At 61.4% G+C, this 25,362-nt stretch carries 20 protein-coding genes; 18 read left to right on the top strand and 2 right to left on the bottom strand.

The genetic code is table 11. The features are described 5' to 3' along the window. Nucleotides 1-4: 4 nt before the first annotated feature. Together ABD837_RS24415 and ABD837_RS24410 are read right to left on the bottom strand one after the other, a co-directional pair. On the bottom strand, nt 5-2,881 hold the full coding sequence (locus tag ABD837_RS24415) for a PAS domain S-box protein (RefSeq protein WP_345059820.1): 2,877 nt from the start codon (nt 2,879-2,881) through the stop codon (nt 5-7). A gap of 75 nt (nt 2,882-2,956) precedes the next feature. Next, nucleotides 2,957-4,315, bottom strand: coding sequence for a sigma-54-dependent transcriptional regulator (locus ABD837_RS24410; protein WP_345059818.1), 1,359 nt, complete (start codon nt 4,313-4,315; stop codon nt 2,957-2,959). Between the two features lie 383 nt (nt 4,316-4,698). Between ABD837_RS24410 and ABD837_RS24405 the strand changes: the two genes are divergently transcribed. From ABD837_RS24405 to ABD837_RS24320, 18 genes are all read left to right on the top strand, one after another. Then, nucleotides 4,699-6,984: a T9SS type A sorting domain-containing protein gene (locus ABD837_RS24405; RefSeq protein WP_345059816.1), complete on the top strand. Its 2,286-nt coding sequence runs from the start codon at nt 4,699-4,701 to the stop codon at nt 6,982-6,984. Between the two features lie 286 nt (nt 6,985-7,270). After that, complete coding sequence (locus tag ABD837_RS24400) at nt 7,271-8,158, top strand: DNA/RNA non-specific endonuclease (RefSeq protein ID WP_345059814.1); 888 nt, start codon at nt 7,271-7,273, stop codon at nt 8,156-8,158. A 345-nt stretch (nt 8,159-8,503) separates the two neighbouring features. Then, complete coding sequence (locus ABD837_RS24395; protein ID WP_345059812.1) at nt 8,504-8,701, top strand: hypothetical protein; 198 nt, start codon at nt 8,504-8,506, stop codon at nt 8,699-8,701. Nucleotides 8,702-8,762: 61 nt separating this feature from the next. Then, nucleotides 8,763-9,800 carry an amino acid--tRNA ligase-related protein gene (locus ABD837_RS24390; protein ID WP_345059810.1) on the top strand — a complete coding sequence of 346 codons (1,038 nt, stop codon included), beginning with the start codon at nt 8,763-8,765 and terminating at the stop codon, nt 9,798-9,800. A 185-nt stretch (nt 9,801-9,985) separates the two neighbouring features. Then, nucleotides 9,986-10,834 carry a dihydroorotate dehydrogenase gene (locus tag ABD837_RS24385; RefSeq protein WP_345059808.1) on the top strand — a complete coding sequence of 283 codons (849 nt, stop codon included), beginning with the start codon at nt 9,986-9,988 and terminating at the stop codon, nt 10,832-10,834. Nucleotides 10,835-10,917: 83 nt separating this feature from the next. Then, the gene (gene pyrF / locus ABD837_RS24380; protein WP_345059806.1) at nt 10,918-11,697 is read left to right on the top strand and encodes an orotidine-5'-phosphate decarboxylase; all 780 of its coding nucleotides are present in this window, start codon (nt 10,918-10,920) and stop codon (nt 11,695-11,697) included. Between the two features lie 52 nt (nt 11,698-11,749). Continuing rightward, nucleotides 11,750-12,376 carry an orotate phosphoribosyltransferase gene (gene pyrE / locus ABD837_RS24375; RefSeq protein ID WP_345059805.1) on the top strand — a complete coding sequence of 209 codons (627 nt, stop codon included), beginning with the start codon at nt 11,750-11,752 and terminating at the stop codon, nt 12,374-12,376. 104 nt (nt 12,377-12,480) lie between these two features. Further along, entirely contained in the window at nt 12,481-15,618 is a 3,138-nt protein-coding gene (locus ABD837_RS24370; RefSeq protein WP_345059804.1) for a phosphoribosylformylglycinamidine synthase subunit PurL, read from the top strand. 93 nt (nt 15,619-15,711) lie between these two features. Continuing rightward, a complete protein-coding gene (locus ABD837_RS24365; RefSeq protein ID WP_345059803.1) occupies nt 15,712-16,131 on the top strand; it encodes a hypothetical protein in 420 nt (139 codons plus the stop codon). A gap of 21 nt (nt 16,132-16,152) precedes the next feature. Further along, nucleotides 16,153-17,526, top strand: coding sequence for a phosphoribosylformylglycinamidine synthase subunit PurQ (locus ABD837_RS24360; RefSeq protein ID WP_345059801.1), 1,374 nt, complete (start codon nt 16,153-16,155; stop codon nt 17,524-17,526). An 89-nt stretch (nt 17,527-17,615) separates the two neighbouring features. Further along, complete coding sequence (gene purC, locus ABD837_RS24355; RefSeq protein ID WP_345059799.1) at nt 17,616-19,034, top strand: phosphoribosylaminoimidazolesuccinocarboxamide synthase; 1,419 nt, start codon at nt 17,616-17,618, stop codon at nt 19,032-19,034. An 11-nt stretch (nt 19,035-19,045) separates the two neighbouring features. Beyond that, the gene (locus tag ABD837_RS24350) at nt 19,046-19,894 is read left to right on the top strand and encodes a GNAT family N-acetyltransferase (RefSeq protein WP_345059797.1); all 849 of its coding nucleotides are present in this window, start codon (nt 19,046-19,048) and stop codon (nt 19,892-19,894) included. 49 nt (nt 19,895-19,943) lie between these two features. Further along, a complete protein-coding gene (locus ABD837_RS24345; RefSeq protein WP_345059795.1) occupies nt 19,944-20,150 on the top strand; it encodes a hypothetical protein in 207 nt (68 codons plus the stop codon). A 22-nt stretch (nt 20,151-20,172) separates the two neighbouring features. Further along, on the top strand, nt 20,173-20,553 hold the full coding sequence (locus ABD837_RS24340; RefSeq protein WP_345059793.1) for a nuclear transport factor 2 family protein: 381 nt from the start codon (nt 20,173-20,175) through the stop codon (nt 20,551-20,553). Continuing rightward, nucleotides 20,540-21,829, top strand: coding sequence for a phosphoribosylamine--glycine ligase (purD, locus tag ABD837_RS24335; protein WP_345059791.1), 1,290 nt, complete (start codon nt 20,540-20,542; stop codon nt 21,827-21,829). The genes ABD837_RS24340 and purD overlap by 14 nt, the downstream gene beginning before the upstream one ends. 23 nt (nt 21,830-21,852) lie before the next feature. After that, a complete protein-coding gene (purN, locus tag ABD837_RS24330; RefSeq protein ID WP_345059789.1) occupies nt 21,853-22,554 on the top strand; it encodes a phosphoribosylglycinamide formyltransferase in 702 nt (233 codons plus the stop codon). Between the two features lie 84 nt (nt 22,555-22,638). Beyond that, on the top strand, nt 22,639-24,141 hold the full coding sequence (purF, locus tag ABD837_RS24325) for an amidophosphoribosyltransferase (RefSeq protein ID WP_345059787.1): 1,503 nt from the start codon (nt 22,639-22,641) through the stop codon (nt 24,139-24,141). 122 nt (nt 24,142-24,263) lie between these two features. Beyond that, nucleotides 24,264-25,355: an AIR synthase-related protein gene (locus ABD837_RS24320; RefSeq protein ID WP_345059785.1), complete on the top strand. Its 1,092-nt coding sequence runs from the start codon at nt 24,264-24,266 to the stop codon at nt 25,353-25,355. Nucleotides 25,356-25,362 lie beyond the last annotated feature (7 nt).

Here is a 25,362-nt window from a genome sequence, read left to right as displayed (position 1 = left end):
GTGCTTAGAGCTGCTCCGGAAACTCGTGGCGCAAGGCGGCCATCACCAGCTCGGTGGTGGTGCGCACCAGCGTTACCTGTTGGGCGGCGTGGGCCGGCTCGGGCACGGTCTCCCCATAGGCCTCAATTTCGCGGATGACGTGGCGCAGGCTCTCCACGCCCAAGCCGTCGAGCGAGCTTTTGAGGTGGTGGGCCGCATCGCCGACAGCCTCCCAGTTGGCAGCGGTGAGGGCTTCGTCGAGGGCGGTGAGAATGGCGGGCGTAGTTTCGATGAAGGCCCAGGCCAGACGGTGCACAATGGCTTCATCGTTTCGCACCAGCTGGCGCACGTTGCTGAGGTCGTATAGCGGTATTGCTGAAGGCATGGGGGCGGAGTTAGGATAGGCAATAACGGGCTCGGCGGCTTGATTGGCGCTTGCGATGACCGTACGGATGGTTTCGAGCAGCTGTTCTTCGCGGTAGGGCTTGGCCAGGTAGCCGGCAAAGCCGGCTTTTTGCAGGCGCTCGGCCTCGCCCGTTTGCGCGCGGGCCGTGAGGGCAATGATGGGAGTGGCGGCGCGCGCAGCATCGGGGTGGGCCTGCAGGGCGCGGGCAGCCGTTTCACCATCCATGCCGGGCATCTGAATGTCCATCAGCACGAGGTCGAACTGCCGATGCTCAAAGAGTTTGATTGCGGCCGGGCCGCTGGCGGCGGTGGTTACCTGCCAGCCCCAGTTGCGCAGCACGGTTTCGGCCAGCAGACTGTTCACAAGGTTATCCTCTACCAGCAGCAGGCGGCCGGCATTCTCCGCAACGGCATCGGACATGGTGGGGGGGCTTGCGGGGGCCGCTTCCACCGCTCCCAGCAGCAAGGGCAGGGTAAACGAAAGCGTGCTGCCAACGCCCTGCTCGCTGCACACGCGCAAGGTGCCGCCCATCAGCCGTACCAGTCCCTCCGAAATGCTCAGGCCCAGCCCCGAGCCGCCGTACTCGCGGTCGGTACTGACGGCCGCCTGGGCGAAGGGCTCAAATACCTTGTCCAGCACTTCCGGCGCGATGCCCACGCCGGTATCGTTCACCGTGAAACGCAGCCAGACCGTACCGCTGGGCCAAGTGGAACCCGCGGGGCCCGCCACCAAGCGGCAGCTAAGCTGCACCTGCCCGCTTTCGGTGAACTTAATGGCGTTGCTCACTAGGTTTAGCAACACTTGGCGCAGGCGGTGCGGGTCGCCGAGCACCTGCGGCAGCGCCGTGGGCAACTCAACGCGCAGGCGCAGCTTCTTTTCGCGGGCCCGGGGGCGCAACAGGGCCGCGCAGCCGCGCAGCAGTTCGGCGGGACTAAAGGGCGTAGACTCGGCTTGCAGCTTGCCGGCTCCGAGCCGGGCCGTCGTCAGCACATCGTTGAGCACCGTGAGCAGGTGCTCGGCCGACTCGCCCAGCAGGCGCAGGTAGTCGTGCTGGCTGCGAGTGAGCGTGGTTTTGGCCAGGACGCCCGTCAGGCCCAGAATGCCGTGCAGCGGCGTGCGGATTTCGTGGCTCATGTTGGCCAGGAAATCTTCCTTGGCCTGGGCATCAACTTGGGCCGCCGCTATGGCAGCCTCCAGGGCCTGTTGCGTGCGTTTCAGCTCGGTAATGTTGCTGTCCACGCCCAGCACCTGGCCCTGGCCGTCGGCCCCCATAAACAAGCGCTTCACACTGCTGAACCACAGGGTGGTGCCGTCCGGCAGCAGCACCGTTTCTTCGATGGTCAGGTCCTGGCCGGTACGCAGCACCTGCTCGTCCTGCTGCTGGTAGCGGGACCAGTCGTTGGGAGCCACGAGCTGAGGCGGCGGGGTTATGCGGCCAAGTTCGTCGGGGGTCATGCCAAACACCATGGCCATGGCCTCGTTGGCCAGCAGGTAGCGGCCGTTGGCATCTTTCAGGTACACGGGGTGGGGCAGGGCATCGATAACCTGCCGGAACAGCCGATGCTGCTCGGCCAGGTGCGTGGCGGCCTGCTCGTGCTGCTCGTCGGCGGCCCGCCGCTCGGTAATGTCTTCCGAAACGCCGAGCAGGTTCAGTACCCGGCCCCGTGCGTCGCGCATGAACGGAATATGCGTGGTGCGCAACCACCGAAGCGAGCCATTGCGGTGGTGCAGGCTGTACTCCAGACTACGGGCCTCGCCGTCGGCCAGATTAGCCATTTCCGCCATGTGCTCGGCCATTTGCTGGTAGGAGTGCGGCGGCAGCATGGCCACGAGCAGCTCCCCATGCCCGAGCGAAGTAAGCTCGTCGCTGGTATAGCCCAATAGCTGCTCGACGTGGCGGTTGGCATAGGTATTGCGGCGCTGGCTCAGGTCGTAAATGGTGAGCAGGTTGGGCATCAGGTCCACTATGCGGCGCAGCAGGTGGCGGTTGTGGCGCAGCTCGGAAATGGCCGCGCGGTGGCGGGTTACGTCCTCGGCGCTGCCCATCAGCTCGGTCGGAATGCCAGTGGCGTCGGTCGTGCTGGCCCGCAGCCGGATGCGCAGCCAGCGCCAGTTGCCGTCGCGGTGGCGCACGCGGCAGTCCCAGCTTAGCGACTGGTGCGAGGCCAGGTGGGCCAGCACGTCGTGCCGGTGCAGCTGGGCCCGCGAGTCGGGATGCATCAGTTCATTGGCCAGGCGGTTGCCGAAGGCGAGCATCTCCGCGCTGCTGTAGCCAAGCACGGCCTGGCAATGGCGGTTGCAGTGTTTGAGGCACTGCTGCCGCAGGTCGTAGGTGAACAGCAGAAGAGGCACCTGGTCGGCCAGGCCCTGGCTGAATGTGTCTGGCTCCGCGGTGGCATCGGCAACTGGTCGTGCGCCGGATAGCCGGGCAGGTGCCCGGCGCACGACCGGCACAGCAGCCCGGCGGGCCAAACGCGGATGTCGAAAACGGCGCATAACGGGGAAAGTACTGCAACGGGCTCATATTGGCCTGCTGCTTGGCAATTGGTAAGCGCCAAGCGCGGCGTCTGCTTAGTTTACGCGGAGTTCCTGCTGCTGTATCATCCGGTAAATGGTTGATTTGCCGATGCGCAGCCGGGCCGCGGCGGCCAGCACGTCGCCGTCCATCTCATCAAGGCACTGTTGCACAATGGCCGTCGTTTGCTCGCGCAACGACAGCAGGCTGCCGCCACCCACCAAGGCCCGCCCGGGCCGCAGCGGCAGGTCGTCGCCCAGAATCTGCTCGCCATCGGCCAGCACGGTGGCCAGTTCCACCACCGCTTTCAGCTCGCGCACATTGCCGGGGAAGGGATGCTCGAGTAGCCGTTCGCGGGCGCTTTCCGATAAATGGCACGGTGGCAGGTTGTTCTGCCGGCAAAACTCGCGCACAAACACCTCCGCCAGCAGCAGCGCATCCAGGCCCCGCTGGCGCAGTGGGGGCAAGGTAACGGGCAGCCCCAGCAGGCGGTAGTACAAGTCTTCGCGGAAGCGGCCGGCCTGCACCTCGGTCAGCAGGTCGCGGTGCGTAGCCACCACCAGGCGCACGTCGAAGGCTACAGCTTGGTTGCCGCCCACGCGCGTTACTTCCCGCTCTTGCAGCACGCGCAGCAGCTTGGCCTGCAGGCTGAGGTCGAGGTCCGCAATTTCGTCCAGAAACAGGGTGCCGCCGTTGGCTTCTTCCAGCCGGCCCACACGGCGGGCCACCGCGCCCGTAAAAGCACCTTTCTCGTGGCCAAACAGCTCACTCTCCACCAACTCGCGCGGAATCGCGGCCATGTTGACGGCCACAAAAGGCCGGCCCGCCCGGTCCGACTGAAAGTGGATGGCCTTAGCCACTACTTCCTTACCGGTGCCGGTTTCGCCGCTCACGCTCACGGTAATGGTGGTGCGGGCTGCTTTGGCAATGAGGGTGCGCACCTGCTGCATGGAAGCGTGCTCGCCCAGCAGGGCCTGGGCCGCGCCGTAGCGGGCGCTCACCTGTTGGCGCAGTTGGGTGTTTTCGCGGCGCAGGCTGGCTTGCTGCTCCACCTTGCCCACAATGTTCCAGAGGCGGTCGAGGGTGTTGTCGTCTTTCACCAGGTAGTCGTAGGCTCCTTGGCGCAGCATGCTCACGGCGGTGCTCACGTCTTCCTGGCCCGAAATGACCAGCACTTCGGTGCCGGGCAGGCGCTCCCGAATCTGGCTCAGTAGCTGCTCGCCTTTGGCATCGGGCAGCGAATAGTCGAGGGTAATAAAATCGGGGTGCTCGCCTAGATGCTCCAGGCAGGCTTTGGCCGTGGTGAACCGGTGTACGCTGTGGTTGGGGTTCTGCCCCAGGCGGTGCGCCAGCAACTCGCCGTACCACTCGTTGTCTTCAACAACAAATATTTTGAAGGGTAGAACCGACACCATGAACAAAGTAGAGGAAAGGTGACAAGGAATCGCCAAGTAAACTAAAGCAACACTAGTAATCCGTTACCGGGTAGATGGAAACCAGTGCGAAGAGAGAATTCATTGGAAAAATGATATTGCAAAAATACGCTTCAAATTGTGCAGCAAGCAAAATGCCTTGGATAAACGGCAGATGTACGAAGTGCAACGAGCTGTAGATTTACTGAATAATATTAGAAAATTCCCATTAGTAGACATTTTTCCGCGGATGGGAGTAAAAATATTCATAGGTAAAATAGTATCTAACTGATTGTCAACCTGCCCAGGCAAGAGGAATGCAATGGCGACTGAATTGCAGAGATGGTGCAAATACATCATAGTATCTCACCTTTATTTCAAAAGCTATGCATGCTCTCTCCAACTACAAGGGCGTTTTTGCTGCGGCCCGCGTTGCAGCTTTTAGTCTTCAGGTCAGCCTGTTAATAACGGTGCTGGCGGCCGGAGCATGGGGGCAGGCAGTGCTGCCCGCCTATTACTCGATGGGGGCGACGGGTACTACCTACCAGGTTACCCAGCCCTCGCCGCAGGTAGCCGGGAGTGGCAACGTTGCTGCCGGCGCCAACGCCGCCGATGGCGACTTCGGCACCTTTGCTACGCTCAAAGTAGATGCCACGGCCAGCGTGGGCGTACCAGTGGGCCTGTTGCTGAAGCTGGCCGGCACCGCCCCGGCAGGCTACCGTGCCGGGGTGGTGCTGGCCAACACCGCCAGTGGGCTAGCCAATGTAAGTGCCCTGGGCACCGTAACGCTGCGCACCTACCTAAACGGTACCGCCGCAGCCCAACAGCAGGAACAGAAAGTAGTGCAGGCGAGCGTGCTGCAAGCGCTGCTGCTGGGCGCTGGCACCCGGTCTACCCAACTGGAATTTAGCACGACCAAACCCTTCGATGCAGTGGAAATTGAGTTTGGAGGCGTAGTAGGCATCGATTACACCACCGATATCTATTACGCCTACGGGGTGCGGCCCGGCGTGCAGACGCGGGCCAGCGGCTACATTTCGCGGTTTGCGGCGCCCACGGGCAGCGAGTATGCCGCCGCCAGCACTTCGGGTGTGCTGTGCGTGGCGACCGATGTGGAAAACCCCGCCTTCGTGGCCGATAATGACCTCGCCAATTTTGCTCTGCTGTACGCGACTGCTTCGGTGGCCTGCAACCCGTCGTTGCGCACCAAACTGGCCAGCGTACCTATTGGGGGCGCACCCATCGGATATTATGCTGGGTTCGTGATTGGCCAGCAAAGCCTGCTCGATGTGAGCGTGCTCTCCGGTCTGCAGCTAACTACTTATCTGAATGGGGTGCAGCAGGAAGAAAAAACGGGCCTGGGGGTTCTCGACCTCACGCTGCTGCCCAACAACAAAGCCCAACTGGCTTTTGCCGCCACCAAAACCTTTGATGCAGTGAAAATTCAGCGCGTGGGCCTGCTCACTGCACTCGACGATTTGGAGGTGTACTATGGCTTTGGCCTGGCCCCGGAAGCATTTCAGGGCATCAATCCGGTGCTGTCGAATTTCGGTTCGCCCCAGGCCGGTACCGACTATTTTAACAGCAGCCCGCAAACGGTTAGCACCGGCGTGATGGTGAACAATGTATTCGTTGCTACAGGAAGCGCTACGCTCAGCTCGGTGACCGACCCGCAGAAAGCTGCCGATGCCAACATCAGCAGCACCGATTACGCGGTGCTGAATACCGCGGGCACCAACCTGCTCACGCTGGCCAACACCGCCACGGCCTACCTGGAAGTCAAGCTCAATGGTACGGGCCAGGCTGGCAACCGCGTGGGCATGGTGGTAAGCAACGGCGAAGGCCTACTCGACCTCGACGCCCTGCGCCGGCTCACGGTTTCGACTTATGATGCCAACAACGTCATCATCGAAAGCAAATCGGGCGAGCAGTTGCTAAACGTGCAACTGCTCGATGGCAGCCAGCGCAACAAGGTGTCATTTATGGCCTCGCGCAAATTCAGCTATGTGCGGCTGGACGTGACTAGTGCCGCGTCGGTAAGCTCGAATACCCGGGTGTACTACGCCTTTGCCGAGGATGTGCCCCTGCTCTCGCTGCAATTCCCCCTGCCCGTCGAGCTTACCCATTTTGAGGCCAAGTGGGCCGGCAATGCCACCGAGCTGCGCTGGGCCACCGCCTCAGAGAAAAACAGCCGCTATTTCGTAGTGGAGCGCTCGGCCAGTGGCGAGAGTAGCTACGAGGCTGTGGGCCGCGTGGCAGCTGCTGGCAGCAGCACCAGCAGCCGTCGCTACCAGTTGCGCGACGCCGAGGCCGGCACGCTGGGAGCCACCCGGCTCTACTACCGCCTGCGCCAGGTCGATGCAGACGGTCAGGAAAGCTTCTCGCCCGTTGTAACCGTGGGCAAATCAATGGGCGTGGCTCAACTCGAAGTTTACCCAAACCCCGTTGGCACAACTCAGGAAGTGCGCCTGGACTTTCACAACCTGTCCGCGCCAGGCGGCCAGCTAACGACTTATGCCGAAACCGGCCAGCTGGTGAGCCAGGTGCTGCTTGCCGAAACGGCCGGTCGGGTAGCACTGCCTGCGCTAAGGGCGGGCTTGTACTACGTGGTATTGCGCGATGCCACGGGCCAGAAAGTTGCCGGCCAACGCTTAGTAGTGAGTAATCACTAACTAATGTCCGCTTTTTAAAGCCGGGGCTTGAATTATCTTTTTTATGGATGTTTTTTGTCTGAACAGCCCCGTTGGTAAAACCAGTGGGGCTGTTGAGTAAACGGGTTTGTCCGTTTTCGGGAATTGGTGTATCGCTATGTATATGCAGGCTTGGGCATATGCCATAATTTTATAAATCAGCTAATTGGTGGGATGATAACATAGGCGTAACATTACGGTCGTGGTGAGGTAATCCCAGTGCGGGAATTTTGTGGTCATCACTTTAACCTTTTTCCAAATAAGTTTTATGAAGGTTACGCTTACCCGAATCAGCAGCCTCGCGCTGCTCGCTGCCATGGCCGTTTCCTGCTCGCGCGTCGAGCCGGTTGCTCCCAACCAGGACCCCAATGCTGCCACGGTAAACCAGGACGCCACCCGCGACAGCCACCTCACGATGGGCAACCCCAGCGGTGCCGTGACCGACGCCACATACTACCCCAACAACTACCTGATGAGCAAAACCCAGTATGCCCTGTCGTATAGCCGCGACAAGGGCAAGCCCAACTGGGTGAGCTGGCACCTGAGCAGCGCCTGGCTGGGCAGCACTCCACGCCAGGACAATTTCTCGTCCGATGCCACGCTGCCCAGCACGTGGTTCCATGCCACCAGCAGCAGCTACACCGGTTCGGGCTTCGACCGCGGCCACAACTGCCCCTCCGCCGACCGCACCGGCTCGGTGGCCGACAACTCGGCCACGTTCCTGATGACCAACATGATGCCCCAGGCCGCCAATAACAACCAGCAAACCTGGGCCGGCCTCGAAAACTATTGCCGCACCCTTGTAAACCAAGGCAACGAGCTGTACATCATCTGCGGCAGCTACGGCAGCGGCGGCACGGGCGTGAACGGCTACGCGACCACCATCGCCAGCGGCAAAATTACCGTGCCCGCCCGGTGCTGGAAAGTAGTGGTAGTGCTGCCCGAAGGCAGCTCCGATGCCAGCCGCGTCACCACCGGCACGCGCATCATCGCCATCGACACGCCCAACACCACGGCCATTAGTTCGGCGTGGGGTGGCTACCGCACCACTGTAGATGCCATTGAGCAGGCAACGGGCTACAACATCCTCTCGGCCGTAAGCAGCACCGTACAGACTACGGTTGAGTCGCGGGTAGACACCGGGCCCACGAGCTGATACTGCGCTTAAAGCTTACGGTTTGGCTGATTTATTACGCTGGTAATAGGTAAGCCCACCGGAAATAAAAAAGGCCATGAAATACATTGTATTTCATGGCCTTTTTGCTGCCCACTATATGTAGCGGGAGGCTACACATTAGGGATAAAGAGTCAAAGTTACGGTGGGTTCTGCTTGCAAAGCAATTGGTTACGAAGGCCCGAATTTTTTTGTGCAATCCCAAACAGCGCGAAAAGTGCGTTGGTTAGCTAGTTACGGCGAAAATAAAAGTTGAAAAAAACAACGCAATAAAAACTTAACATTACCATCTATTTGCCCGGTGAAATGATTCCGTAATTTTGCATCGTGCTTCAACCCAAACACCCGTTGATGAAGCGCGGGACCCTGCTCAGCAGCGACCCGCGAGAGGACCGGAAGGTCTTCGCCGCCGTCGGTTTTTCCGATTTTGCCTCCGGCATTTCCGTTATTTTTTCTGGTTGTTGCCCCGCCACCGTTTCGGATTTCGAAACGGTTTTTTTATGCGCGGTTGGTTCGGATAGATAAGTCATTCCTGCGCTACGGCGCTGTTAAATCACTCATTTCACCCATTCACTCATTCACCCCGATGGACACCAACACCCTCGCCCCGACCGTGGCCGCTGCCACCCTCGCCTCGGCCCACGCCGGCAACCGCAACCTGAGCACCGACCCCAAGCGCATGGCGGTAATCAAAGTATGGGACGCCATGATGCGCGGCGCCCGCAAATACTGCGAGCAGGAAGGCTTCGTAACCGTGCATAACATGCCCCACATTGTGGGTGTGACCGGTGCCTGCGAGAACACCGACACGCTGTTCACCCTCGACTGGTACGACGGCAAGAAGATGTTCCTGCCCCAGAGCAACCAGCTCTACATCGAAATGCTGACCCAGGCCGTGGAAGGCGGCCGCGTGTGCGGCGAAATCCAAAGCTTCCGCAAGGAGCTGAACGCTGACAACCGCCGCCTGGCGCAGTTCACGCTGTTCGAAATCGAGCACCTCGGCGACCTCGACGAGCTGCTGGGCCACCTGAGCGGCATTGTGCGCACCGCCGCCAACGAAGTAGCCAGCAAGTGCGCCAAGGAGTTGGCCCTGTTCGGCCGCGACGCTGCCGACCTGGTGAACCTCACCTTCAAGCGCATGACCTACGCCGACGCCATCGAGCGCCTCAAGCCCGAAGGTTTCCCCGACCTGCAGTGGGGTGATGACCTGGGTGCCGAAGAAGAAGGCCGCCTGACCGAGCTGGAAGGCCCCATCTTCATCACGCACTACCCGGCCGACATCAAATTCTTCAACATGCGCAACAACGACGACGACCCGCGCGTGGTGAACTCCTCCGACCTGCTGCTGCCGCTGTCGGGCGAGTCGGCTGGTTCGGCCGAGCGCGAGTTCGACGGTGCCAAGCTGCGCCACAAGCTGGAAACCAGCTCGATGCTGGCCGGCCTCATCCGCCAGGGCATGAAGCTGGAAGACTTCGAGTGGTACCTGAGCTTCCACGAGGAGCACGACGTGAAGCTGCACAGCGGCGCTGGTGTAGGCATGGCCCGCGTAGCCCAGTTCATCCTCGGCCAGGAAGACATCCGCGACTGTGTCCCCTTCCTGATTAACCGCGACAACGTTATCTAATTGTAGTTGTCAGTTGCTGGTTGTCAGTTGTTAGTGAGTGAATTGAGTATTGCTCGATTCGAGGCTAGCGACTGACAACCAGCAATTGTTTTCCCGCTGTGCTAACTTCAGGAAGCGGAATTTTCTGGTTGAACGCGCCACTAAAGGCCTGCCAACTAACAACGACCAACTGACAACTAAAGACTATGAAACTCGGCGGCATCACTCTTCAAAACCCGGTTTGCCTGGCGGCTGCGCCCTGGGACCTTATTGGCGAGGGCTACGAGCAATTGGGCGCGATTTTCACCAAAACCGTGACCATGGAGCCCCGCGCCGGCCTGCCCGGCGACGATGGCATCCTGCAAGTGGCCGACCAAACCCTGCTCAACCGCACCGACCAGCGCACCGAGGGGGCCGAACTGTTGGTGCAGGAGCACCTGCCGCGTCTGCGCCGTTTCGGGGTGCCGGTGTTCGTGAGCATCACCGCGCCGGGGGTGCCGGGTTTCCGCAAGGTTGCGCGATACCTGCAGCGGGAAGTGGGTGAGCAGCTGGCGGGCGTGGAAGTGTACATCACGGTGCCAGCCGGCAATGCAGGGGCCGATGTAACGGCCCGCTTCGTGCGCGAAGCCACCGAGGCCGTGCGCAACGAGCTGCACAGCAATGCTGCTGTAATTGTGAAGCTGCCGCCGTGGCCCGACCACATTCGGGGCCTGGCCCTGGGCGCGCAGGAGGGCGGGGCTACCGCCCTGGCGGCCACCAACACCCTGAAAGTGCTGCACCTGCCCGCCGACCGCGGCGCGGCGCCGCTGGTGGGTGGCCTCTCGGGCGAGGCGCTGCGGCCGCTGGCCCAGCGCTGCGTGTGGGAGTTGGCAAACGACGACAACCTGACGCTGCCCATCTTCGGTACGGGCGGCATTTTTACGCTGCGCGATGTGCAGGACTACCTGCGCGTGGGAGCGCAGGCGGTGCAGGTAGCTAGCGGCGAATGGCTGTCGCCGGGCCTCACGGCGCGGCTGGCGGCCGAGGTGGCGCACGCGGCGCTGCCTACGAATTAGCAAGCGCGGAGTGGTGTCGGTTTGCCCGGCGGCCGCTACCTTGTTTGCTTCATTCACTTCAACATTCCCACCCACCTGCTCCCATGCAAAAGCTCATTGCCCGCGTCCAGTCTGCTAATTCTCTCCTGTGTGTCGGCCTCGACCCAACCGGCGACGACGCCACCGTGGCGCGCCGCCTGCGCGAAGTCATTGCCGAAGCCGCGCCCTACGCGGCTGCTTTCAAACCTAACCTCGCTTTCTTTCTGAGCCGTGAAAACGGAGTAGCCCTGCTCCAACAAACAGTGCGCGACATTCCGAAGGACATTCCGGTGATTCTGGACGGTAAGTTCGGCGACATCGCCAACACCGCCGAGCAGTACGCCCGCTTCACCTACGACGTGGTGGGGGCCGATGGCGCCACCGTGAACCCCTACATGGGCGACGACACCATTCGGCCCTTCGCCCGGCCCGGCAAAGTGGTTTTTTCGCTGGCCAAAACCTCCAACAAGCCCATTCACGGCCTGCAGGATGCCGCCATGACGCGCGGCGGCTCCATTAGCGACTGGGCCGCCCGCCTGGCCAAGCTGATGGACGAGGAAATAACCGACTCGACGGTGGGCCTGGTGGTGGGCGCGACCGAACCGGCCACTGTAGCAAAGCTGCGCGCCGCCTGCCCCGAGCAATGGTTTCTGGTGCCGGGCATCGGCGTGCAAGGCGGCGACCTCTCGGCCACGCTGCGTGCCGGCCTGCGCAAAGACGGCAGCGGCCTGCTCATCAACTCTTCGCGGGGAATCTGGCAGGCACAGGATGCTGGAGCCGCCGCCCGCGAGTTGCAGGAACAAATCAACGAATTCCGGGCCGTGACGAGCCCGACCCATGCCTGACCCAAAAAGCCGCTTCACCGCGGCTTTTTGCATGTTACCCTTTTCGAATCAGATGACTGAAACCACTGAAATTCATTCGCCCATTGCCCTCGATGCCGAGCTGCTGGAGCAGCAGCTGCGGCAGGAGGATGCCCTGCTGCGCGGGCACTTCCGGTTGTCGTCGGGCCTGCACTCCGATACCTACGTGCAGTGCGCCCGCTTCCTGCGCTGCCCGGACCTGGCCGCGCCGGCTGCGGCTGCGCTGGCGGGCCAGATTCAGGCCGCCGGTCTGCAGCCGGATACCGTAGTTGGCCCGGCTATGGGCGGCGTGGTGATTGGCTACGAGCTGGCCCGGCAGTTGGGTGTTCCCGGCATCTTCACCGAGCGCGACCCGGACGGGCAGATGACCCTGCGGCGCGGTTTCACCATTGAGCCCGGCGAAAGAGTTGTCATTGCCGAAGACGTGGTGACAACTGGCAAGAGCACGCTGGAAGTAGCTAAGGTGCTGCGCGAAATGGGCGCGGAAGTACTGGCCGTAGCGTCGCTGATTGACCGCACGGGTGGAAAAGGTGGGTTGGATTTCCCACATTTTGCGCTTTTACAGGTGCAGGCTGCGACCTTTGCCCCCGAGAGTTGTCCCCTGTGCGCCGCTGGTGTACCGGTAGTGAAGCCCGGTAGCCGGCCGGAGAAAGCGTTTTAAATAAGTAGGGGCGGGGCTTGCCCCCGCCCGTCGTTGAACGGAATCGTTCGGCGATAATCGTGCAACGATTCGGACGGAGACTAGCTCCGCTCCTACATTCCAAAATGACCGATACTCACACCATCCAGCTCACGCTGAAACCCGGCCAGCACGACGGCGACGGCCAGCGCGTGGCCGAGGCCGCCGCCCGCCACTTGGGCCTGACCACCGGCCGCGTGCGCAGCGCCGCCCTCTACACGGTGCGCTACCCGCTCACCGAAACCCAGTTGAGCGACTTTGCCACCCGCTGCCTCGCCGACCCGGTGCTGCACGACGTGCGCCTAAACGAGCTGGCGGGCGCGACCGATTTCGCTACTTATATCCTGGTGGCTCGCCGCCCCGGCGTAACCGACGACGAAGGCACCTCCGCCCAAAACGCCCTCGCCGATATACTGAACGAGCCGTTGGACGTGCATACCCAGCACATTTTCAGCAAGAAACTCTACCTGCTCGAAAACGACCTGCCTGAAACCGACCTGCGCCGCATCGCGGAGGAACTGCTCGGCAACAAGCTCATCAACTGGCTGGAAGTGGGCCGCGTGGCCGACGGCATCCGCGACTACACGCCGCGGCCCGGTGGTGGCGCGGAGGCCATTACCGAAGTTATTTCGCTGACTGGCCGCACCGATGAGGAGTTGGTGCAGCTCTCCAAGGCGAACATCTACGCGCTGAACCTGGAGGAAATGCGGGCCGTGCGCGACTACTTCGCCGCCGCTGAAACGCAGGCCGAGCGGAAGGTAGCCGGCTTACCGGCCGACCCCACGGATTGCGAGCTGGAAATCATCGCCCAGACGTGGTCGGAGCACTGCAAGCACAAGGAATTTGCGGCCCTGATTAACTACAAAGACCTGGCAACGGGCGAGGAGAAGCAGGTCGATTCACTGTTCAAAACCTACATCAAAGATGCCACTTCGGAAGTGGACCGCCAGTTGCGCGCCAATGGCAACGACTGGCTGATTAAAGTGTTTTCGGACAATGCTGGCGCGGTGCGTATCAACCCCGATTCGCTGTTTGTGTGGAAGGTGGAAACGCACAACTCGCCCAGTGCCATCGACCCGTATGGTGGGGCCATCACGGGTATTCTGGGCAACAACCGCGACCCGTTGGCCACTGGCATTGGGGGAGCGCGGCTGCTGTTCAATACCAACGTGCTTTGTTTCGGCAACCCGGAATTTGAGGGGCAATTGCTGACTGGGCAGCTGCACCCGCGCCGCATCCTGGAAGGCGTACGCAAGGGCATTGAGGACGGCGGCAATAAGTCGGGCGTGCCCACGGTGAACGGCGCGATTGTGTTCGATGACCGGTACGCCGGCAAGCCGCTGGTGTACTGCGGCACCGGCGCGGTGATGCCCATGCAATTCGCCGGGCTGGACTCGTGGGAGAAGAAGATTGACGCCGGCGACCGCATCATTATGGCCGGTGGCCGGGTAGGCAAAGACGGCATCCACGGGGCGACGTTTTCGAGCATTGAACTCGATGAAACCGCGCCCGCCACGGCCGTGCAAATCGGCTCGCCCATTACCCAAAAGCTGGCGATGGATTTCCTGCTGCTGGCGGCCCGCCGCGGCCTGCTGAAATGCAGCACCGACAACGGCGCGGGCGGCCTTTCCTCATCCGTGGGCGAGTTGGCCGGCATCTCGGGCGGCGCGGTGGTGGAGCTGGAAAAGGTGCCGCTGAAATACCCCGGCCTGCGGCCCTGGGAGATTTTTGTGAGCGAGTCGCAGGAGCGGTTTACGCTGGTGGTGGAGCCCGGCAAAATGGCCGAAATCACGGCGCTGGGCCAGGAAATGGAAGTGGAGCTGACCGATATCGGCTTCTTCACCGCCGATGGTTTCCTGGACGTGCGCTTCGATGGCGCGCCGGTGGCCCGCCTCAATATGCACTTCCTGCACGAGGGCGTACCGCGTAAAATCCTGGAAGCGGAGTGGACGCGGCCGGCGCTAACGGAGCCAACCCCACCCCCCGGCCCCCTCCCCAGTTGGGAGGGAGAGCCGAGCAATTCAGCCGGCGCGTCGACTGGCACCCCTCCCCACCGGGGAGGGGCCGGGGGTGGGGTTGACTACACCGAGACGCTGACGCAGCTGCTGGGCTCGCTCAATATTTGTTCGCGCGAGTCGGTTATTCGGCAGTACGACCACGAGGTGAAGGGCCGCACGATTGTGAAGCCGCTGATGGGCGCGACCGGCCAAGCCCCGCAGGACGCGGCCGTGGTGCGCTTCAATTTCGAGAGCTGGGAAGGCGTGGCCGTGAGCAACGGCATCATCCCGCGCTACGGCGATTTGGACGCGTATGATATGTCGGCCGGCTCGTTCGACGAGGCCGTGCGCCAGATTATCGCGGTGGGCGGGAAGCTTCCGAACCTGACGCCCGGCGACGGGATTTTCTGGTCGGTGAATGACAATTTCTGCGTGCCCGATTCGGTGTACGATCCCACCAGCAACCCCGACGGCAAGCAGAAGCTGGCCAAGCTGGTGCGCATGTGCGAAGCCCTGCGCGACGCCACGGCCGCCTACTGCATCCCGCTCACCAGCGGCAAGGACTCGATGAAAAATGACTTCAAGGCCGACGGCGTGAAGATTTCGGTGCCCCCCACCGTGCTCTACTCGATGACGGCCAAAATGGAAGACGTGCGCCGCGCCATCACCTCCGACTTCAAGCAGGCCGACGACGTGGTGTACCTGCTCGGCGAAACCCACGACGAGCTGGGCGGCTCCGAATTTTACGCCCTGCACGGCCAACTGGGGGCCAATGTGCCGAAAGTTGACTTCGCCCGGGCAAAGGCACTCTACACCCTCGTGGGCCAGGCCAACGACCAGCGCCTCATTCAGTCCTGCCACGACCTGAGCGACGGTGGGCTGGCCGTGGCGCTGGCCGAAACCACGTTTGGCTACGGCTACGGCGCGTTGGTGGAGCTGCCCGCAACGGGCCTGCCGCTGGCCACGCAGTTGTTTTCGGAGTCGCACTCCCGCTTCCTGGCTACGATAGCGCCGGAAGATGTGGTGGCATTCGAGCAGCTGCTCGGCGACCGCGCCACGCGCCTCGGCATCGTGACGGCGGATGGGGAGCTGACCGTACGCCACGCCGGCAAAACGGTTATTTCGGCCAATACCACTGCCCTGCGCGCGGCCTGGACTAACGGGCCTGTCAATCATCTGCTTGGCATCGTATCGAGTGATAACCTCAGCCATTCCAATTCGCTCTAAAAGCACAAGACCCTTTTCCATTGGCCCAAAAGACTTTCGAAATGGTACAAGACTTGGCTCAAGGAGTATATAAAGTTCAATCGGAAGCACAAGATGAAATCACTTTTAGCTAAGGATGTCTTGTATAAGTCTGATAAGGAATTCAACCTTGTTGATGCGTCTGTCAGCCATAGCGAACTACTGTTAAGGTCTGATAAAATCGGGAATGAGGACGGGTTCAACATTGATATCATCTTCTCTGGCGTAGAATATCTACAAATGCCTTCTTTGCTCAATGGTCTTTCGATTTATCGGGATAGCGAAAAAAAGTTTGGCTACAAGAAGGTTGACTGGATGTTGGGAAAAAAGCTTGCAAGCGTTTTTAATATCAAAAGCGGTGGCGACGACTACTATATAGTTGCATTCGACTTCATCGTGTTTCAAAATAAGCTGGCCTTTGGAGAGTCGAGCTTAGGCGTTATTCAGAACAAAGGCAGAGAAAAGGAAATAGCACGAAGCCACAAGAGTAACTAAGTGTCTGACGAATCTATTGACATGGCAGAATCTGATAATCAACCACCAAGCACCAAGTACCAGATGCCAAAGGCGCTCATTCTGACCGGCTTCGGGATTAACTGCGAAGAAGAATTCGCCGCCGCCTACCGTTTGGCCGGCGCGCAAGCCACCATCGTGCACCTCAACCAAGTGTTGCACGGGCAGGTGAGCATCCACGATTTCGATATCCTGAACTTCCCCGGCGGCTTCTCCTTCGGCGATGACTTGGGCTCGGGTGTGGTGCTGGCCAACAAGCTGCGCTACCGCCAAACCAGCGCCGACGGCCGCACGCTGCTTGACGACATCAGGCAGTTCGTTGCCGATGGCAAGTTCGTGCTGGGCATCTGCAACGGCTTCCAGGTGCTGGTGAAGCTGGGCCTGCTGCCCAACTTGGGCGGCGACGTGACCCCCGAAGTAACCCTGACCCACAACGCCAGCGGCCGCTACGAAGACCGGTGGGTAACGCTCCGCGTAAACCCCGCGTCGCGCACCCCCTTCCTCAAAGGCATCGACAAGCTGGAAGTGCCAGTGCGCCACGGCGAGGGCCGCCTGGTGGTGCCCGACGCTGCCACCCGCGCCGCCATCGAAGCCAGCGGCCTCAACTGCCTGAGCTACGTGGACGCCAACGGCGACGGCACCAGCGAGTACCCATTCAACCCCAACGGTGCCGACCTGAACTGCGCCGGCCTCACCGACCCGACTGGGCAGGTTTTTGGCCTCATGCCGCACCCCGAGGCGTTTTTGGCGGCTTATAACCACCCGGACTGGGCTCGGCGGCGGCGGGTTAATCCTGCTGCATCGGAGGAGGGGGAGGGGCTGCGGATTTTCAGAAACATTGTGGAGCATATCGCGCAGAGGCGCTTACCCCACCCCCCGGCCCCACCTTTCCTTGATGCGGAACATCCGGTGGGGAGGGGGAGCCAGACGGATTCAGGTTCAGCTACTCCCACTAGTATTGTGGATGATGTTTTTACGACTACTTCGGCTAAATGGCAGGTGCTGAAGGAGTACGGGCGGGACATGCGCAAACAGCCGACTCCTGCCGAAGAAGTGCTGTGGGAAGCCCTACGTGGTCAAAAACTGGCAGTGAAATTCCGGCGGCAGCATTCCATAGATTCTTACATCGTTGATTTCGTTACCATCCCGAATAAGTTGATTGTGGAGGTTGATGGGGAGGTTGATGGGGAGGTTCATGCCGAAATCAGCCAAGCGGAATACGATGCTGGCCGCACGCATACCCTGCGCGAGTTAGGCTACGAAGTATTGCGCTTTGGCAACGACGAAGTTCTCAATGACCTAGATAAGGTTCTGACTACCATCGAAGAGCACCTAACGCAAACCAACCAGACCAAACGCCTGCGCGCAAATTCCTAAACTTAAGCTTATTCATTAACCTCAAAACAGCCCACTGTCTCCTGGCACCCCCTCCCCACCGGGGAGGGGGCCGGGGGTGGGGTCGCCACATGAACACACTCACCCACTTCGCTTCTCCTCAACTCCCCCTGCTGCACCGCGGCAAAGTGCGCGACAGCCTGCGCGCACCTTCCGGCGACCGCCTCATCATCGTAACCGACCGCCTCTCGGCCTTCGATTCGGTGTTGGAAACGGCCATCCCGCACAAAGGCGCGGTGCTCAACGGCTTGGCGAACTTCTGGTTTGCTAAAACCGCGCACATCATTCCTAACCACGTCATCAAGCTCATCGATGCCAACGCCATGCTGGTGAAGGAAGCCGAGCCCATCAAGGTGGAGATGATTGTGCGCAACTACATCACCGGCTCGATGCTGCGGGGCTACCAAAAGGGCCAACGCACGTTCTCGGGCGTGACCGTGACCGACGGCCTAACCAAGCACCAGCAGTTTCCGGAGCCCATCGTGACGCCGACGACCAAGGAAGAGTCGGACCGAGAAATCACTCCTGAAAACCTTGTGAGCGAGGGTTGGGTGAGCAAGGAACTGTACGACCAGATGAAGGAGAAGTCGCTGGCCCTCTTTAAGGTCGGTTCCGAATTATTGGCCGAAAAGGGCATTATTCTGGTCGATACCAAGTATGAGTTTGGGTTGCTGAATGGCGAGCTGATTCTTATCGACGAGATGCACACGCCCGACTCGTCGCGCTTCTGGAGCGCCGAGGACTACGCCCGCAACCCCGAAACGGCCGAGCAAATGGATAAGGAGTACGTCCGCCAGTGGCTCATCGCCAACAAGCAGGACGGCCAGTACCCCCGCGCCCTCACGCCCGAAGTAGCCCGGGAAGCCAGCCGCCGCTACCTCGACATTTACGAGCGCATCACCGGCCAGGCCCTGCCCACCGCCGAGCCCGAAACTACCGATGCCCCCGGTTCCGGCCGCCACGACGCCCGTGCCCGCCTGCTGGCCAACCTCGTGCAGTCCGGCCTGCTGAAGGATGCCTGGGTGAACATCGTGATGGGCTCGCCCGCCGACAAGGAACACTGCGAGAAAATCCGCCAGCAGTTTGAGGGCTACGATGTCTTCACGCAGCTGCGCGTGACCTCGGCCCACAAAAACGGCGAAGCCATCGCCGGCATGGCCGAAATCTGGAACAACAGCATCGAGCCCGGCGTCATCATCGCCGTGGCCGGCCTGAGCAACGGCCTCGGCGGCGCGTTGGCCGCCAACGTGAACGTGCCCGTAATTTCGTGCCCGCCTTACAAGGACTACGCCGAGCTGGCCATGAACCTGAACTCGTCGGTCATCATGCCCAGCGGCACGCCCAATCTCACCGTAGTTCGCCCCGACAACGCCGCCCAAGGCGCCCTGCGCGCCCTGAACGTGCCCCGCCTGCGCGAGCGCCTGAACCAGGACATTCTTGCTACCAAAGCCAAGCTGAGAGCGGCCGATGCAGAACTGCGGGTGCTGTAATTAAACTGTTGATGAAGACCGAAACCGCCCTGTTCATTCAGCCGTCTGCCCCCGATGCGCCGGAGGTGGGTCCGTTGCTGGACGCCTTATCGGCTGACCTGGGCGCTCGGTTTGGCAGCGACGGTCGGGCTTCGTTCACGGAGTGGCAGCCGGCTGATGCGCGCTATATCTTTTTGGTGGCGCGCACCGGCAGCAAAGCGGTGGGTTGTGGCGCGGTGCGGCCTCTGGCAGCGGGCGTGGGCGAGGTGAAGCGCATATTTGCCAAGTACCCGCGGCAAGGCATTGGAGCTGCCGTGCTGCGGGCGCTGGAAGCTGCTGCCCAAGCGGCTGGTTACTACGAGCTGCTGCTTGAAACCCGGGTAGCCAACGCCGAAGCCTGCCAGTTCTACGCGAAGAACGGCTACCGGCGCCGCGCCAACTACGGCCAGTACATTGGCCGCGACGACTCCGCCTGCTTTAGTAAAACCCTCCCTTCATCCGCTGTGGCTAACTCCCAGCAACTGATTCAGGAATACATCGAAGCGTACAACCGCTTCGATGTGGCCGGCATGCTGGCGCCTTTGCACGAGAACGTGGTGTTCCGCAACGTTTCCAACGGCGAAGTGAACCTGACCACGACCGGCAAAGATAATTTCCGTCGGCAGGCCGAGCAGGCCACGCAGTATTTCTCCGAGCGCGAGCAGCGCGTTACCAATTGGCAGGTGAACGACCAGCGGGTTGAAGTAGCCATTGACTACACGGCGGTTGCCGCCATCGAATTTCCCAACGGCCTGAAACCGGGCAACGCTTTGCAGATGCAGGGCAAGTCCGTTTTTGAGATTGAGAACGGCCAGATTATTTCCATCGAAGACATTATATAGTCCGCGGCGCCAGCCTCAGCCCTCACTTCCTTGACTGACTCCAAAACCCTTGTCCTCCTCGGTTCCGGCGCGCGCGCATGCCTTGGCCGAAAAGCTGACCCGCGACGGGGCCACGGTGCACATACGTCCCCACAACGCCGCCCAGGCCGCCCTGCCCATCCTGAACCTGCCCCGCCTGTGCAAGCAGCTCAGCCAGGAAATCCAAGCCATCAAAGAAAACCTGAAGGCCGCCGCCGCGGAATTGCGGATATTGTAGGGATACTCCCTGCTCCGCGTCCATGCTCACCCTTGACCCCGCCCACGCTGCTTTGCTCGATATGGTTTACCACGCTTTCAACGCCCGCAACGTGACCGCCGCGCTTGCCCTGATGCAGCCCGACGTGGAATGGTCGTCTGGGTTCAAAGGCCAGTATCTGTCCGGCTACGAAGCCCTGCGCAACTTCTGGACAACGCAGTGGCAGCATTTGGACGTGGTTATACAGCCATTGGGCTACCATGCGCTGCCCGATGGCCGGGTAGCCACGCGGGTAAGCCAGCTGGCCCACGACGTGGTGGGTGCGGTCGTCATCGACAACCAGGTGACGCACATTTACGAGTTTGAAGGCGGCCTTATTAAACGCATGAACATCAAATCGATTCATTTCCTTGACCAGCTCTAACATCCTTCTTCTCCTCGGTTCCGGCGCGCGCGAGCACGCCCTGGCCGAAAAGCTGACCCGCGACGGGGCCACGGTGCACGTGCTGCCCGGCAACGCCGGCATCCCCAACAGCCACCCCGAGGTGAACCCGCTGGACTTTGAGGCGGTGCGAGCCTTCGCCCAGGCCCACGGCTCCAAGCTGATTGTAGTAGGTCCTGAAGCTCCGCTGGCGGCTGGCATTGCCGACTTTTTTGCCGGCTCCGACATTCAGGTATTTGGCCCGACCCGCTCGGCAGCGCGGCTCGAAAGCTCGAAGGTGTGGAGCAAGGAATTCATGCGCCGCCACGGCGTGGCTACGGCGCAAGCCTGGCCGTTTCGGAGCGACAACATTGCCGCTGCCCGCGCCAAAGCAGCTGAGCTGGGCGGGCACGTGGTGGTGAAGTACGACGGCCTGGCCGCCGGCAAGGGCGTGTACGTGTGCTCGTCGCCGGAAGAAGCGGAAGCGGCTTTCGATGACTTGCAGACGAGCTATTCGGGTTGGTTTTCCTTTCTGCTGGAAGAGAAACTGACCGGTCCCGAAATCAGCATCATTGGCCTCACGGACGGCCACGAAATCAAGCTGTTGGCCACTTCGCAGGACCACAAGCAGCTGCTGGCCGGCGACCTGGGCCCCAACACCGGCGGCATGGGCGCCTACTGCCCCGTGCCCTTCGCCGACGACAACGTGCTCGCCGCCCTGCGCCGCGACATCATCGACCCCACGCTGCGCGGCCTGCAGCACGAGCAGTTCGAGTTTCGGGGCTTCCTCTATTTCGGCATCATGCTCACGCCCAATGGCCCCAAGCTGCTCGAATACAACGTACGCCTCGGCGACCCCGAAGCCGAAGTGCTGCTTCCCGCCCTGGACAGCAGCCTATTGGAATTGATTGAAGCTACCCTCGACGGCACGCTGGCCCGGCAGGGAGTCAAGCAACGCCCCGGCGCATTCGTGGGCGTGGTGCTGGCTTCGGGCGGCTACCCGGCCCCGAAATTCCCCACTGGCTTCCCCATTACCGGCCTCGACAACCTGCCGGCCGGCGTGCGGGCCTTTCACGGGGCCACCACGCGCAACGAGGACGGTCAAATTGTGACCAATGGCGGCCGTGTTCTCGTCCTCGCGGCCCACGGCCACGACCTCGAGGAAGCCACGGCCTGCGCCTACGAAGCCTGCGCCCGCGTCACGTTCGAAGGGGCCTACTTCCGCCCTGACATCGCGCAACGCCCCGCGCCGGTCCTCACCGCCGCCGTTGTAAATTGAGACCAGAAGCGCAACTGAAACTCATGAAGCTCCTTACCTCCTTTGAGCAGTTTAAGCAGCCTACCTTTTCGTTTGGCGAGGGGCAGGAGGGGAGGCGGGCCCGTGTGGCCATCCTGCTTTCGGGCCGGGGCTCCAACATGCTGGCACTGGTTGAAGCTACTAAAACCGGCATTTTGAAAGGCCTTGCCGAAGTGGTAGTTGTATTCAGCAACAAGCCTGATGCTTTTGGCCTCGAAGCGGCTGCCGCAGTTGGCTGCCCCATTGCCTCGTTGCCCAGCCAGGGCCGCAAACGCGAAGCTTTCGATGCCGACGCGGCTGCGCTGTTGCAGCAGTATCAGCCCGATTTGGTGGTGCTGGCGGGCTACATGAGGATTCTCTCGCCGGCGTTTATTCAGCCGTTTGCGGGCCGCATCGTCAACATTCATCCCGCTGATACGCACCAGCACCAGGGCTTGCACGCCTACGAATGGGCGTTTGAGAACAAGCTGACCGAAACCAAAATCACCGTGCACCTCGTGGACGAAGGCCTTGATACCGGCCCCGTTCTCGCGCAGCAACCCGTGGATTTGCGCGGGGCCGACACGCTGGCCGAAGTGGAGCGCCGCGGCTTGGCCGTGGAGCATGAGCTGTACGCCCGGGCATTGGCCGAGTTGATTAAATCAGCACGTCATGCAGAGCGCAGCGAAGCATCTCGCGTGCCTCAAGTAATTCCATCGCGAGAATAAAGAATAGTGGCGGCACGCGAGATGCTTCGCTGCGCTCTGCATGACGTTCACCCCCATTAAATTAACAACTAGCCACCCCATCCCATGTGCGGAATAGTAGGTTTTCACGGTCCCGATAACGTTGTGGCTGATATGATAGTCGGCCTCACCGCCCTCCAGCACCGGGGGCAGGACGCGGCTGGCATCGCCACGTTTGATGATTCTTTCCACGTTTACAAGGGCCAGGGCCTCGTCAACGACGTGTTCAAGCCCAAGCACGTGAAGAAGCTGAAGGGCAACCTCGGCATCGGGCACGTGCGCTACACCACCCAGGGCGCCAACGACTCGGACCTGGCGCAGCCCTTCACCACCAGCTACCCCTTCGGCCTGGCGATGGTGCACAACGGCAACGTCATCAACTTTCGCGAAGTGGCCAAGCGCCTGCACGACAAGTACCACGTGCTGCCCAAAACCACCAACGACCTGGAGCTCATCATGTACACCTTCGCCTCGGAGCTGCGCGTGAAAGACCTTGACCACATTTCGGTAATCGATATTTTCGACGCCGTGGAAACCACCCAGGAGCTGGTGAAGGGCGCGTACGCCACCATCACCATGATAGCAGGACACGGTCTGCTGGCCTTCACCGACCCACTGGCCATCCGGCCGCTGGCGTTGGGCAAGCGCGACACACCCAACGGCCCGGTCTACGCCTTTGTGTCGGAAAGCACCTGCTTCGATTACCTGGATTTTGAGTTCGTGGAGAACGTCGGCCCCGGCCAGGCCATTTTCATCGACAACAACTACCAGGTACACCGCAAAAACCAGTACGCGCTGCCGAAGAACTTTTGCGCCTTTGAGCAGATTTACTTTGCCCGCGAAGACTCCGTAATTCACGGCCGTCTGGTGGCGCGGGAACGGGTGCGGCTGGGCAAAATATTGGCCCGCAAGGTGGTTGATGCTGGCTTGAAGCCGGACATGGTGATAGACGTGCCCTCATCCGGCTACTTCGCCGCCTCCGGGCTGGCCGAAGCCATTGGCGTGCCCTACCGCCGGGCGCTGGTGAAGAACAACCACATGGGCCGCTCCTTCATCGTGCCCACCCAGGCCGGCCGCGAGGACGTGGTGAAGAAGAAGCTCAACCCCATCCGCGAGTTCGTGGAGGGCAAAAAGGTGGCGGTGGTCGACGACAGCATTGTGCGCGGCACCACGTCGCGCCGCATTGTGCGGCTGCTGCGCGAGGCCGGGGCTTTGGAGGTATACTTCATTTCCAGCGCGCCGCCCATTGTGTCGCCCTGCATCTACGGCATCGACATGGCCATGAGCACCGAGCTGATTGCGGCTAACTACTCGACAGACGAAATCTGCCGCTACATCGAAGCCGACAAAGTCATTTACCAGGATTTGCAGGATTTGGAGGAGCTGTTTGCCGAGGAGAAAGGCCACGGCGGCAGCTGCTTCGCCTGCTTCTCGGGCAAGTACCCGACGGGCGACGTAACGCACTACCTGCGCCATGTGCAGGAGGAGCGCGCCAGCCACCGCAGCGATAAAAAGGAGAAAAAAAGTCTCTCGGTGAGTGCCAAAGCGCCGGAACCAACGGAGCATTAATCCCACCCCAACCCCTCCCCGATAGGGAGGGGCTTTTGATTTACTTAACCAAAAGCCCCAGTGGCCTCTGTCTGGCTCCCCCTCCCCATCGGGGAGGGGGCCGGGGGGTGGGGTTACCCCGCATGAACGACACCAAAAACAACCCCGCCGGCTACTCCATCGAAGAAGGCAACGCCGCCTCGCGCAACGCCTATAACTGGTCGAAGAAGACCTTCGCTAACCGCAGTGGCAAGCCCGGCGAGCCCGCTCAGGACCTCGACGGCGGCTTCTCCAACGAAATCCGTTTCGGCGCCGAGCGTCTCGGCATCAGCTCCGATGGCATCGGTACCAAGATTGAAGTGGCCGAGCGCCTGAACCGCTACGATTCGCTCGGCTACGACCTCATCGCCATGACGGCCGACGACCTCATCGCCGCCGGCTTCGTGCCCACCAACCTCTCCAACATCATCGACGTGAACCACCTCGACTACGACGTGGTGGACCAGTTGATGCGCGGCCTGCACGACGCCGCCAACTTCGCCCAAATCGCCATCACGGGCGGCGAAATCGCGGAGCTCGGCAACCGCATCGGTGGCTGGCCGGGCGCCAAGATGAACTTCAACTGGTGTTCCACGGCCATTGGGGTGCTGCACCCCAGCCTGGCCCAGCCCCTGAGCGGCAAAACGGCCCAGGCCGGCCACGTGGTGGTAGCGCTGCGCTCGCCCTCGTTCCGCTCCAACGGCTACTCGCTGGCCCGCAAAACCCTCACCCGGTTATTCGGCGAGAACTGGCACGAGGCGCCCTACGACGGCCCCGACCAGTTCGCCAATTGGGGCGAAGCCATGCTGGAGCCCTCCCTTATTTATTCGCCCGGCGTGGCGGCCCTGCTCGATACCGGCCTGCCCCTGCACGGCGTGGCCCACATCACCGGCGGCGGCGTGGCCGACAACTTCAAGCGGGTGCTCAAAAACGGCCTCGGTGCAGTGCTGGATAACCTCTTCGAGCCACTGCCCTCCATGCAGCGCCTGATGGAGCTCGGCGAGCTGAGCCCCGAAACCGCCTACCTCTACTGGAACATGGGCACCGGCATGCTGATTGTGACCGAAGAAGCTTCGGCCGCTGCCGTGGTGGCCTCGCTACGAGCCAGCGGCTACTTGGCTCAAGTAGCAGGCCACCTAACCGCGGAGCCCGGCGTGACGTTGCGTGTGGGCTCGGCCGAGTTGCGGTATGAATAGCGGCAAG

The organism is Hymenobacter glaciei (assembly GCF_039539585.1).
Lineage (GTDB): Bacteria > Bacteroidota > Bacteroidia > Cytophagales > Hymenobacteraceae > Hymenobacter > Hymenobacter glaciei.
This window is presented reverse-complemented; position numbering and strand designations above follow the sequence as displayed.

Coding starts and splice junctions, on each gene's coding strand:
- pyrF (WP_345059806.1), top strand. CDS start 10,918: ATGCAAAAGCTCATTGCCCGCGTCCAGTCTGCTAATTCTCTCCTGTGT.
- pyrE (WP_345059805.1), top strand. CDS start 11,750: ATGACTGAAACCACTGAAATTCATTCGCCCATTGCCCTCGATGCCGAG.
- ABD837_RS24320 (WP_345059785.1), top strand. CDS start 24,264: ATGAACGACACCAAAAACAACCCCGCCGGCTACTCCATCGAAGAAGGC.
- ABD837_RS24410 (WP_345059818.1), bottom strand. CDS start 4,315: ATGGTGTCGGTTCTACCCTTCAAAATATTTGTTGTTGAAGACAACGAG.
- purN (WP_345059789.1), top strand. CDS start 21,853: ATGAAGCTCCTTACCTCCTTTGAGCAGTTTAAGCAGCCTACCTTTTCG.
- ABD837_RS24400 (WP_345059814.1), top strand. CDS start 7,271: ATGAAGGTTACGCTTACCCGAATCAGCAGCCTCGCGCTGCTCGCTGCC.
- ABD837_RS24385 (WP_345059808.1), top strand. CDS start 9,986: ATGAAACTCGGCGGCATCACTCTTCAAAACCCGGTTTGCCTGGCGGCT.
- ABD837_RS24365 (WP_345059803.1), top strand. CDS start 15,712: ATGAAATCACTTTTAGCTAAGGATGTCTTGTATAAGTCTGATAAGGAA.
- ABD837_RS24360 (WP_345059801.1), top strand. CDS start 16,153: ATGGCAGAATCTGATAATCAACCACCAAGCACCAAGTACCAGATGCCA.
- ABD837_RS24350 (WP_345059797.1), top strand. CDS start 19,046: ATGAAGACCGAAACCGCCCTGTTCATTCAGCCGTCTGCCCCCGATGCG.
- ABD837_RS24405 (WP_345059816.1), top strand. CDS start 4,699: ATGCATGCTCTCTCCAACTACAAGGGCGTTTTTGCTGCGGCCCGCGTT.
- purF (WP_345059787.1), top strand. CDS start 22,639: ATGTGCGGAATAGTAGGTTTTCACGGTCCCGATAACGTTGTGGCTGAT.
- purC (WP_345059799.1), top strand. CDS start 17,616: ATGAACACACTCACCCACTTCGCTTCTCCTCAACTCCCCCTGCTGCAC.
- ABD837_RS24340 (WP_345059793.1), top strand. CDS start 20,173: ATGCTCACCCTTGACCCCGCCCACGCTGCTTTGCTCGATATGGTTTAC.
- ABD837_RS24415 (WP_345059820.1), bottom strand. CDS start 2,881: ATGCGCCGTTTTCGACATCCGCGTTTGGCCCGCCGGGCTGCTGTGCCG.
- ABD837_RS24390 (WP_345059810.1), top strand. CDS start 8,763: ATGGACACCAACACCCTCGCCCCGACCGTGGCCGCTGCCACCCTCGCC.
- ABD837_RS24370 (WP_345059804.1), top strand. CDS start 12,481: ATGACCGATACTCACACCATCCAGCTCACGCTGAAACCCGGCCAGCAC.